The sequence below is a fragment of the Actinophytocola sp. genome, assembly GCF_036402745.1.
In the GTDB taxonomy this organism is placed as follows: Bacteria; Actinomycetota; Actinomycetes; order Mycobacteriales; family Pseudonocardiaceae; genus Actinophytocola.
Genome location: NZ_DASWSJ010000374.1, coordinates 1 through 10834 on the forward strand (window position 1 = coordinate 1; position 10834 = coordinate 10834).

Here is a 10834-nt window from a genome sequence, read left to right on the forward strand (position 1 = left end):
AGCGCGGCATTGCCGTCGAGATCCCCGACCGTGGCGTTGACCTGCGCCAGCGCGATGCGTAGTTGAGCCATGCCCCAATCCTCGCACACGTTTTCGCCTCCAAGGCGAAAATCCCGCGAGCCTCACACCCGAGCGACCAACCCCGACCGGGTGACCGTGTCCGTGCCGCACGTGGGGAGAGCAGCCCCCACCCGCTCCGGGGGCACCCCTCACGACCAGTCTATCGCAGATAAGCCCTGGTCAAAGGGGTCGCGCGAGCCTGTGGACAAGTTCGGTGAGCGAATGGAGAGTTTGGTCGACGGAGACACACACCGGCAGCGCGACGGCACGCGCCGGGTACAGGCCGGGCAGCGGGCGGGCTACCTGCGGGCGCCGCCGCGGACCTTCTTCACCATCGCGCGCACTCGTTGCAACGCCTGCTCCGCGTCGGTGTCGAAGGGGTTGTCGTGGATCATGTACGTCCACGTCGCCGACGGGCGGCGCAGGCCCTCCGACTCGAGGTCGGCGCCGGACGCGGTGATCTCCACCGACTTGAACGTCTTCGTGGCCTGCGCGGCGATCTCGTCGGCGATCTTCTTGAAGACCGGGATCGCGGTTCGGTGGAACTCGTCGATCGGGGTCTCCTTCGCGAGCGCGCGCAGGTGGATGGTCTCCCGCACGTCCGCCAGGAACGCCAGGTGCTCGGTCCACCGCTCGTCCACGTGGTAGAGCATGATCTGCCGCGCCGCGGCGGCCAGCACGTCCTCGTCGATCTCGTCGGACAGCGCCGACCAGCGGTCGGGGCCCAGCGCCGCCAGCTCGGTGGCCGCGAGGTCGGTGGTCAGCAGCTCGTTGCGGTGCTCCAGCAGCACCTTGCGCTGGTGCTCGATCAGCCGGGTGTAGCGCCACGTGTTGCGGTGGATCTCCAGCTGCAGCCCCTCGGACACCTTCTGCGCGTGATCGATGAACCGCTGCGTCGTCGGGTCGGTCAGCCGGCCCTCGTCGTCCGGCTCTTCGCCCGCGGTGGCGTCCGGCGCGTACTGGATCACCTGGTCGTCGGCGAGTGAGGCGAACATCACCGAGCCGCCGGGGTCGCCCTGCCGCCCGGACCGCCCGCGCAGCTGGTCGTCGAGCCGCGAGGACTGGTAGCGCCCGGTGCCGATGACCAGCAGCCCACCGAGGTCGGCGACCTTGTCGTGGTCCTCCGACGACGACGTGCCACCCAGCCGGATGTCCGTCCCCCGCCCGGCCATCTGCGTCGACACCGTGACCGCCCCGTGCGCCCCCGCCTCGGCGACGATCGCGGCCTCCTGCGCGTCGTTCTTCGCGTTCAGCACGACGCACTGGACGTCGGCCTCCGCGAGCATCTTCGCCAGCCGCTCCGACTCCGCCACGTCCCGCGTGCCGATGAGGATCGGCCGCCCGGTGGCGTGCGTCGCCGCGATCTCGGCGACGATCGCCTTCTCCTTGTTCTCGACCGAGTCGTACAGCCGGTCCGGCTCGTCCTCCCGCACGCACGGCTTGTTCGGCGGGATCACCGCCACCCGCAGCTCGTAGAACTCCCGCAGCTGCTCGGCGACCGCCGACGCCGTGCCGGTCATCCCGCACACCGTCTCGTACCGGCTGATCAGGCCCTGCACGCTGATCGAGTCGAGCACCTCGCCGCTCTCGGTCGGCCGCAGCCGCTCCTTGGCCTCGACCGCCGCCTGCAGCCCGTCGGGCCAGCGCTGGCGCAGCGCGATCCGGCCGCGCGAGCTGTTGATCAGGTGGACCTTGCCGTCCCGCACGATGTAGTCGACGTCGCGCTCGAGCAGCGCGTGCGCGTGCAGCGCGGCGTTGACCGCGGCCAGCCGGTCGCTGTGCTCGCCGGAGTACAGGTCGACCCCGCCGAGCGCCTTCTCCACGATCTTCGAACCGCGCGCGGTGAGCCACGCGTTGCGGCCGTCCTCGTCGCGCTCGTAGTGCGCGCCCGGCCGCAGTGCGCGGACGATCTTGGCGACCTCCGGGTCGCTCTGCGCGTCGTCCGACGAGCCGGCCAGCACCAGCGGCACCTTCGCCTCGTCGATGAGCACCGAGTCGGCCTCGTCCACGAGCACGACGTCCGGCTCGCGCCCGACCATGTCCCCGACGTCGGTGCACAGCCGGTCGCGCAGCAGGTCGAAGCCGATCTCGCTGACCGAGCCGTAGGTGACGTCGGCCGCGTAGGCCGCGCGCCGCTCCTCCTGCGTCGAGATCTGCGAGACCCAGCCGACCGACACGCCGAGCAGCTCGTAGACCGGGCCCATCCACTCCGCGTCGCGCCGGGCCAGGTAGTCGTTGACCGACATGACGTGCACCGGCCGGCCCTGGATCGCGTACCCCGCGGCGGCCAGCGCCCCGGCGAGCGTCTTGCCCTCACCGGTGGCCATCTGCACGACGTGCCCGGCCAGCAGCTCCATCGCGCCGAGCAGCTGCACGTCGTAGGGCCGCTCGTCGAGCGCCCGCCGCGCCGCCTCCCGGCCGAGCGCGCACAGCTCGGCGAGCTCCTTCTCCCCGAAGGAGTCCTCGTCGCGCAGCCCGGTGGCCGCCTCGGTGAGCTCGGCGTCGGAGAGCTTCTCGAGCTTGGCCTCGCGCCACTCGATGGATTTCAGCAGCTCCTGGTAGCGGGAGAGGTCGACGGTGGCCGGACGATCCAGGAACCGGCTGAACCGGCCCTTGACGCGCCGCATGAACGCCGCCACCCGACGCACCTCCTCGCTGTCGCACTCTGTGTCTGTCCTGCACGGTAACGGTGGAACGGGCCCAATGAGTTCCAACCCAACAGCCTATTCACACCCCGATGGCAGGATCGGGCCGTGACCAGATCGCGCCGGGTCGGCGCAGCCATCATGCTCGTCGCACTGGCGAGCGGGTGCACGTCGGTGGTCGGCGGCTCGGCCGCTCCCGACCTCCCGTTCGCCGAGTCCCGCGGGCCGGCCGGGTCGGTGCCCGCGGGACTGGAGACGTTCTACGGACAGCGGCTGACCTGGGAAGGCTGCGCGAACTACGCCACCAGCGAGTACGACCGCCAGCCGCTCGCCGATCCCGCCGTGCAGTGCACGCGGCTGACCGTGCCGCTGGACTACGCCAAGCCCGACGGCGACACCATCAAGCTCGGTGTCCTGCGCAAGCCCGCCAAGTCCTCGGCCGACCGGATCGGCTCGCTGCTGGTCAACCCGGGTGGGCCGGGGGTCGCCGGCCTGGCGACCGCGGCCACGGTCAGCTCGGCGAACTCTTCGCTCGAGCAACGGTTCGACTTCGTCGGCTTCGACCCGCGCGGCGTCGGGTCCAGCGAGCCGACCGTCGAGTGCCTGACCGACCAGGAGACCGACGCGGAGCGCGCGGACGACAGCGAGCTCGACACGTCGCCGGGCGGGACCACGAACGCGGAGACGCAGGCCAAGGATTACGCGGCCAAGTGCGCCACGCGGACCGCGCACGGCAAGCAGATGCTCGCCAACATCGGCACGCGTGACGTCGTCAAGGACATGGACGTGCTCCGGTCCGCTCTCGGCGACGACAAGCTCACCTACATCGGCTACTCCTACGGCACCCGCATCGGCGCGGCCTACGCGGAGGCGTTCCCCAGGAACGTGCGCGCGCTGGTGCTCGACGGGGCCGTCGACCCGAACCAGAGCGCCACCGACCAGGCCGTCGCGCAGGGGGCCGGCTTCCAGAAGGCGTTCAACGACTTCGTGGCGTGGTGCGTGAAGAAGGACGACTGCGCGCTGGGCCACGACGCCAACCGCGCGCTCGGCCTGTTCGAGGACCTGGTCCGCCCGCTGGCCGACCACCCGGTCGACGTCGGCGGCCGCCCACTGTCCTATGAGGACGCGACGACGGGGGTCATCCAGGCGCTGTACTCCGAGCAGCTGTGGGACCACCTGAACACCGGGCTGAACGAGCTGCGCCAGCAGAAGGGCGCGACGCTGATGTCGCTGGCCGACCTCTACCTCGAGCGCGGCTCCGACGGCACGTACACGACGACCCAGGACGCGTTCACCGCCATCCACTGCGTCGACGACGCCCGGGTGACCGACCCGAACGCGATCCGCGAGCTGAACACGAGGTACAAGCAGGCCGCGCCCTTCCTCGACGACGGCAGCCCGCCGGGCACGGCCCGCGACGCGTGCGCGTTCTGGCCGGTCCCGCCGACGAGCTCGCCGCACCTGCCGAAGGTCGCGGGCCTGCCCCCGGTCCTGGTGATCTCGACGACCAGCGACCCCGCGACCCCGTACGAGGCGGGCGTGGCCCTGGCGAAGGCGTTGAAGGGCGGCCTGCTGACCTACGAGGCGACCCAGCACACGGTGTTCCTGCAGGGCAACAAGTGCGTGGACGACGCGGGCGCGACCTACCTGATCGACACCAAGCTCCCCGCCGAAGGCACCCGCTGTAGACCCTGACGGCGCCTCAGGACGACCGCCGGCCACCCACGAACAGCGCCAGCACCGCCCCGAGCACGCACCCGAACGCCGTGATGAAGAAGATCTCCGTGTACTGGGTCAGCAGCGCCGAGTTCACCGCCGCCCGGTAAGCCGCCAGCTCGCGCTCGACCTCGGCGGCCGGCTTGCCGAACGGCAGCGGCGTGTTCAGGCCCGCGGTCAGCGTGTGGAACCGGTGCAGCCCCCACGCCGCCAGCGCCGCCACGCCCACCAGCATCCCGGTCATCCGCGCCACCACCACGCTCGCGGCCGCCACGCCGTGCTGCGCCGCCGGCACCACGCGCAGCGCGGCCGACGACAGCGGCGCGATCACCATGCCCAGCCCGAGACCCGTGACCACCAGGTCGACGTCGAGCCGGGGCAGGGACACGAACCCCAGGTCGTGCCGCGCGGCCAGCACGTCCACCGGCCAGCCCGAGATCAGCAGGAAGCCGAGCGCCGCGAGCAGCAGCCCGGCGCACGCCGGCCACCGGTCGCCGAACCGGCCGGCGAGCCAGCCGCCGAGCAGCGCGCCCACCGGCAGCGCCACCAGGAACCGCACCAGCAGCAGCACGCTGCCCCGGTCGTCGCGGCTCAGCAGCGTCTGGGCGAACAGGTCCACGTTCACCAGCGTCACCATCAGCGCCGCGCCCGCCGTCAGGCTCGCGCCCAGCACCGCGAAGAACGGCCCCAGCGCGACCCCTCGGGTGTCGATCAGCCGGGTCCGCGCCCGCCGCTCCCATACGACGAAACCCACCAGCACGGCCAGCGCGGCGAGCAGCAGCGGCACCCCCCACGGCGGCAGCACGCGCTCGCGCGGCGACGGGTTGTACAGCCCGACCACCGCCAGCCCCAGCACCACCGCCAGCAGCACGGCGCCGACGACGTCCACGGAGGACCGCGCGGCACGCCGGACCGACGGCACGGTGAACTGCACCGCCACCATCGCCAGCACCGCGAGCGGCACGTTCACCCAGAACACCCCGCGCCACCCGGCCACCGCGGCGATCGCGATCCCGTACAGCGGACCCAGCACCGAGCCGAGCTCCTGCGCCGCGCCGACCGCGCCCAGCACCGCCGAGCGCCGGTGCGCGGCCCACAGGTCGGCCACCAGCGCCATCGTCACCGGCAGCAGCGCGCCGCTCGCCACGCCCTGGATCACCCGGCCGGTGACCAGCAGGAACAGGTCCCCGGACACCGCGGTCACCACCGAGCCGACCAGGAACCCGGCGAGGCACACCTGAAGCAGCAGCTTGCGGCCGAACCGGTCCGAGGCCTGCCCCAGCAGCGGCATCGCGGCCACGTAACCCAGCAGGTACCCGGTCACGATCGGGGTGACCCGCTCGAGCCGGTTCACCGGGATCTGCAGGTCGTCGATGATCTGGCGCAACACGCTGACCACGACGTAGGTGTCGAGCGCGCCCAGCAGCACGGCGAGCCCGCCCGCGCCGATCGCGATCGCCCGCCCGCGCCCCACCACCGGCGCCTCCGCCCCCACGGCCGTCATCAGGCCGGTGCGGTGATCTTGACCGGCTTGTCCACATCGGACAGCGTGACGTCCACGGTCGGCGACCCGTCGGCCGGCACCGCCACGCTCGCCTTCACCGGCTGGTGCTTGCCGTCCTTGCGCAGCCAGAAGGTGATGTCCACATCGGAGTTCACGCCCGGCACGAGGTTGGCGATGACGTCCTTGGCCGCCCTGCCCTTGACCCGGTAGGTGGCCACGCCGCCGACGTCCTCGGTGGCCTCGGTCTTCGGGTCCCGCACCTTCGCCAGCACGTTCGCGATGCCGCGCTCCGGGTCGAGGATCGCCGCCGGGTCGTACAGCCCGGCGATCAGCGAGGCGGGCAGCTTCTGGAAGCCCCCGGTCGGGCCCTTGATGTAGGCGCTGTCGCCGACGATCACGAACTCGCCCTCGAACAGGTTGCCCATCATGGTCATCCGCACCGAGCCCCGCGCCGCGCCGGCCCCGCCGCCCTCGCGGGTCAGGTCGCCCTCGGCGCTCTCCACGCTCAGCCCGGGCACCGTGCCGTTCACGGTCAGCGTGAAGTGCGCCGACCTGATGGCCGCCGTCGACGCGGCGGCGTCCTTCAGCAGCGTGCCGCCGTCCGGCAGCGAGGAGGACGCACCGCCCCCGTCCGACGAGCACGCCGTGGTGACCGCGGCGACGAGTGCGAGGGAGGCGACCAGGATCCGGCGCGTGAACATGCGGGGAATCGTAGAGCCGTGGCGCTGAGAGCGGCTCAGCTTGCCCGAAACGTTTTCCGGTAGGCCAGCGGCGAGACACCGTGCGCGGCGCGCATGTGCTGGCGCAGCGAGGCCCCGGTGCCCAGCCCCGCCCGGTCGGCGACCGCGTCGACGGACAGGTCCGTGGACTCCAGCAGGTGCATCGCGTGCCGCACCCGCTGCTGCACCAGCCAGCTGCCGGGGGACTGGCCGGTCTCCGCGCGGAACTTCCGGGAGAACGTGCGCACGCTCATCCGCGCGTGCTCGGCGAGGCCGGCGAGGTCGAGCGGCTCGTCGAGCCGGCGCAGCGCCCAGGCCCTGGTCGGCGCGGTGCTGTCGGTGCCGCCGTCGGGCACGTGCCGGTCGATGAACTGCGACTGGCCGCCCTCGCGCCACGGCGGGACCACGCAGTGGCGGGCCACCCGGTTGGCCACCTCGCTGCCGTGGTCGGCGCGCAGCACGTGCAGGCACAGGTCGACGCCCGCGCCCAGCCCGGCCGAGGTGAGCACGTCGCCGTCGTCGACGAACAGCACGTCCTCGTCGAGCAACACCTTCGGGTACAGCTCGCGGAACTTGTCCGCGTGCGCCCAGTGCGTGGTGGCCGGCCGGCCGTCGAGCATCCCGGCGGCGCCGAGCACGAACGCGCCGGTGCAGATCGACATCATCCGGGCGGGTGCCGGGATCGTGGCGAACGCCTCGGCCACCCGCGCGGGCAGCGTGCCGTCCGAGCGCGGGCCCGGGAGCCTGGTGCCGGGGACGATCACGGTGTCCGACTCGGCCAGGACCTCCGCGCCGAAGTCGGGCACGATCGTGTACCCCGCGATCACCCGGACGGGTGAAGTGTCGAGCCCGCAGACGCGGACGTCGTACAGCGCGTTGCCGTCGTCGTCGGTGGCCTCGCCGAAGATGGTGGGCGGGATGACCAGGTCGTAGCCGATCACCTCGTCCAGCACGAGCACGGCGACCCGGTGCGGAACGGTCATGGCCAGATTCTTGCATATATTGGCGATCTGGCCACTCGTCACCGGTCGCACCCATCGGTGACGCTGTCCGGGTGACACAGGTGGAGCCGCGGGCGCGGCAAGGGCTGCGGCTGCACTGGGCATGGCTGGTCGCGGGGGTGTCGTTCGTCACGCTCATCGGCGCGGCCGGGTTCCGGGCCGTGCCGAGCGTGCTGATCGACCCGCTGCACGAGGAGTTCGGCTGGTCCCGGGCCACGATCTCGGCCGCGGTCTCGATCAACCTCGTGCTGTTCGGCCTCATCTCGCCGTTCGCCGCGGCGCTGATGGACCGGCTCGGCATGCGCCGGGTCGTGGCCGGCGCGCTCGTCCTGGTCGCCGCCGGCAGCGGGCTCACGGTCTTCATGACCGCGAGCTGGCAGCTGCTGCTGTGCTGGGGCGTGCTGGTCGGCGTCGGCACCGGCTCGATGTCGATGGCGTTCGTGGCCACGGTCACCGGCCGCTGGTTCGTCAGCCACCGCGGCCTGGTCAGCGGCGTCCTCACCGCCGCGGGCGCCACCGGCCAGCTGGTCTTCCTGCCGCTGGTCGCCGCCCTCGCCACCGCGCACGGCTGGCGCACGCCGGCGCTGGTCGTGGCCGGCGCGGCGCTCGCCGTCGTCCCGCTCGTGCTCACCCTGCTCCGCGACCACCCGGGCGACGTCGGCACCACCGCGCTCGGCGCCACCGAGGCCGTCGCACCCGTCACGGTCACCGGCAGCAGCGCCGCCCGGGCCCTGCGCACCCTCGGGGACGCCGCCCGCACGAGGACGTTCTGGCTGCTCGCGGCCGGCTTCGCGATCTGCGGCGCGTCGACGAACGGCCTGGTCGGCACCCACTTCGTCACCGCCGCGCACGACCACGGCATGCCGCACACGACGGCCGCGTCGCTGCTCGCGCTGGTCGGCATCTTCGACGTCGTCGGCACGATCTTCTCCGGCTGGCTCACCGACCGGGTGGACCCGCGCCTGTTGCTCGGCGGCTACTACACGCTGCGCGGCCTGTCGCTGCTGGCCCTGCCCTCGCTGTTCGCCCCGGGCACCGAGCCGAGCATGTGGGTGTTCATCATCTTCTACGGCCTGGACTGGATCGCGACCGTGCCGCCGACGGTGGCGCTGTGCCGCAACCGGTTCGGCGCCGCGGGGCCCGTGGTGTTCGGCTGGGTCTTCGCGTCGCACCAGGTCGGCGCCGCGCTGGCAGCCGTCGGCGCGGGGGCCGTCCGCGACCTGCGCGGCAGCTACGACCTGGCCTGGTTCTTCGCCGGCGGCCTGTGTGTCGTCGCCGCGCTGCTCTCGCTCTCCATTCGCCCGATCCGGGATCCCCTCCGGGCCGAAACACGGCGTTAACACGATCTACCTAGGCTGCCGGCATGGATCGTCAGCAGGAGTTCGTCCTTCGCACCCTCGAAGAGCGGGACATCCGCTTCGTCCGGCTCTGGTTCACCGACGTGCTGGGCTTCCTCAAGTCGGTGGCCGTGGCGCCCGCGGAGCTCGAAGGCGCGTTCGCCGAGGGCATCGGCTTCGACGGCTCCGCGATCGAGGGCTTCGCCCGGGTGTACGAGTCCGACATGGTCGCGCGCCCCGATCCGGCGACCTTCCAGGTGCTGCCCTGGGAGAACCCGGAGGGCCACCACTACGCGGCGCGGATGTTCTGCGACATCGCGATGCCCGACGGCACGCCGTCGTGGGCCGACCCGCGGCACGTGCTGCGCCGCACGCTGGCCAAGGCGAGCGAGTCCGGGTTCACCTGCTACGTGCATCCCGAGATCGAGTTCTTCCTGCTTTCCGAGCTGTTCGACGACGGCCGCGAGCCGATCCCCGCCGACAACGGCGGCTACTTCGACCAGGCCAGCCACGCCACCGCGACCCACTTCCGCCGGCACGCCATCGAGACGCTCGAGGCGATGGGCATCTCGGTGGAGTTCAGCCACCACGAGGGCGCGCCCGGCCAGCAGGAGATCGACCTGCGCTACGCCGACGCGCTGACCATGGCCGACAACGTGATGACCTTCCGGTACGTGGTGAAGGAAGTGGCGCTCACCCAGGGCGTGCGGGCCACGTTCATGCCCAAGCCGTACTCCGAGCAGCCCGGCTCTGGCATGCACACGCACGTGAGCCTGTTCGAGGGCGACCGGAACGCGTTCTACGACAGTGAGGACCCCTACGAGCTGTCCGCGACCGGCAAGGCGTTCGTCGCCGGGCTCCTCAAGCACGCCCGGGAGATCTCCGCGGTCACCAACCAGTGGGTCAACTCCTACAAACGCCTGATCGTGGGGGGAGAGGCCCCGTCCGCGGTGTGCTGGGGTCACGCGAACCGCTCGGCTCTGGTGCGGGTGCCGATGTACTCACCCGGCAAGGCGTCATCCCGTCGGGTGGAGATCCGGAGCCTGGACTCGGCCTGTAACCCGTACCTGGCGTACGCGGTGATCCTCGCCGCCGGGCTCAAGGGCGTGCAGGAGGGCTACGAGCTGCCGCCGGCGGCCGAGGACGACGTGTGGTCGCTCACGGACTCCGAGCGGCGGGCCGCGGGCTACGCGCACCTGCCGCAGAACCTGGGCGAGGCGCTCGCGGAGATGGAGAGCTCGGAGCTGCTCGCGGAGACGCTGGGCGAGCACGTCTTCGACTTCTTCCTCCGCAACAAGCGCGCCGAGTGGGACGCCTACCGGCGGTCGGTGACGCCCTACGAGCTCCGCACGCTGCTCCCGCTGCTGTGAGAAACAGGCCGCTGACCAGCCGATTTGACTTTGCTCGGGGCTAGTCGCTAACTTTTCTCTCGTCGCACCGCACGGCGGACGGGCCCGGAAGTAGCGAGCCAGACCCGGACGACGTGAACCGCAAGGCCTCTGATACACTTCAGTGGCTGGCAGCGAGCTGGGCCTAGCGATTTGACATCGCGGATCGGACCAGATAAAGTGTTGCGGCGCAGGGACCCGGTTCTCCTCCCAAGTGAGACCGTCTCCGGTCTCCCAAGCAGGGAGTGACGGGTCCGACCACAGCAGTAAACCAACTGGCGTCTCCCGATTGATCCGCTTCATCGCGGCTCATGATGGATGTACGTGTGTTGTTTGAGAACTCAACAGTGTGCCGATTCAATATGCTAGTGAGCTTGTGCCTGGCCTTTTGGTTGGGTTTTTGCTGGGATGATTTTCTGACAAAGCATTGTTGGAGAGTTTGATCCTGGCTCAGGACGAACGCT

General features: G+C 71.4%; 7 protein-coding genes. 3 read left to right on the forward strand and 4 right to left on the reverse strand.

Annotated features, from left to right (window positions below; genetic code table 11):
- Nucleotides 1-359 precede the first annotated feature (359 nt).
- Entirely contained in the window at nucleotides 360-2687 is a 2328-nt protein-coding gene (gene secA2 / locus VGD70_RS33000; RefSeq protein WP_331088377.1) for an accessory Sec system translocase SecA2, read from the reverse strand.
- Between the two features lie 159 nt (nucleotides 2688-2846).
- Between secA2 and VGD70_RS33005 the strand changes: the two genes are divergently transcribed.
- On the forward strand, nucleotides 2847-4400 hold the full coding sequence (locus VGD70_RS33005) for an alpha/beta hydrolase (protein ID WP_331088380.1): 1554 nt from the start codon (nucleotides 2847-2849) through the stop codon (nucleotides 4398-4400).
- Nucleotides 4401-4407: 7 nt separating this feature from the next.
- Here the strand turns inward: VGD70_RS33005 and VGD70_RS33010 are convergent, their stop codons facing one another.
- Genes VGD70_RS33010 through VGD70_RS33020 form a run of 3 tightly spaced genes read right to left on the reverse strand, consistent with a single transcriptional unit; the run spans nucleotide 4408 to nucleotide 7627 of the window.
- Nucleotides 4408-5925, reverse strand: coding sequence for an MFS transporter (locus VGD70_RS33010; RefSeq protein ID WP_331088369.1), 1518 nt, complete (start codon nucleotides 5923-5925; stop codon nucleotides 4408-4410).
- On the reverse strand, nucleotides 5925-6626 hold the full coding sequence (locus VGD70_RS33015; RefSeq protein ID WP_331088371.1) for an LppX_LprAFG lipoprotein: 702 nt from the start codon (nucleotides 6624-6626) through the stop codon (nucleotides 5925-5927). The genes VGD70_RS33010 and VGD70_RS33015 overlap by 1 nt, the downstream gene beginning before the upstream one ends.
- A gap of 35 nt (nucleotides 6627-6661) precedes the next feature.
- The gene (locus VGD70_RS33020) at nucleotides 6662-7627 is read right to left on the reverse strand and encodes a GlxA family transcriptional regulator (protein ID WP_331088373.1); all 966 of its coding nucleotides are present in this window, start codon (nucleotides 7625-7627) and stop codon (nucleotides 6662-6664) included.
- An 80-nt stretch (nucleotides 7628-7707) separates the two neighbouring features.
- On the opposite strand from VGD70_RS33020, the gene VGD70_RS33025 reads away from it, so the two are divergent.
- Both VGD70_RS33025 and VGD70_RS33030 read left to right on the forward strand, forming a co-directional pair.
- Nucleotides 7708-8985, forward strand: a complete 1278-nt coding sequence (locus VGD70_RS33025) for an MFS transporter (RefSeq protein WP_331088382.1) — start codon at nucleotides 7708-7710, stop codon at nucleotides 8983-8985.
- A gap of 23 nt (nucleotides 8986-9008) precedes the next feature.
- On the forward strand, nucleotides 9009-10352 hold the full coding sequence (locus VGD70_RS33030) for a glutamine synthetase family protein (RefSeq protein WP_331088375.1): 1344 nt from the start codon (nucleotides 9009-9011) through the stop codon (nucleotides 10350-10352).
- Nucleotides 10353-10834 lie beyond the last annotated feature (482 nt).

What these genes read in the sequence shown, in the direction of transcription:
- secA2 (WP_331088377.1), bottom strand. Translation starts at nt 2,687, where the DNA reads ATGCGGCGCGTCAAGGGCCGGTTCAGCCGGTTCCTGGATCGTCCGGCC.
- VGD70_RS33005 (WP_331088380.1), top strand. Translation starts at nt 2,847, where the DNA reads ATGCTCGTCGCACTGGCGAGCGGGTGCACGTCGGTGGTCGGCGGCTCG.
- VGD70_RS33010 (WP_331088369.1), bottom strand. Translation starts at nt 5,925, where the DNA reads ATGACGGCCGTGGGGGCGGAGGCGCCGGTGGTGGGGCGCGGGCGGGCG.
- VGD70_RS33015 (WP_331088371.1), bottom strand. Translation starts at nt 6,626, where the DNA reads ATGTTCACGCGCCGGATCCTGGTCGCCTCCCTCGCACTCGTCGCCGCG.
- VGD70_RS33020 (WP_331088373.1), bottom strand. Translation starts at nt 7,627, where the DNA reads ATGACCGTTCCGCACCGGGTCGCCGTGCTCGTGCTGGACGAGGTGATC.
- VGD70_RS33030 (WP_331088375.1), top strand. Translation starts at nt 9,009, where the DNA reads ATGGATCGTCAGCAGGAGTTCGTCCTTCGCACCCTCGAAGAGCGGGAC.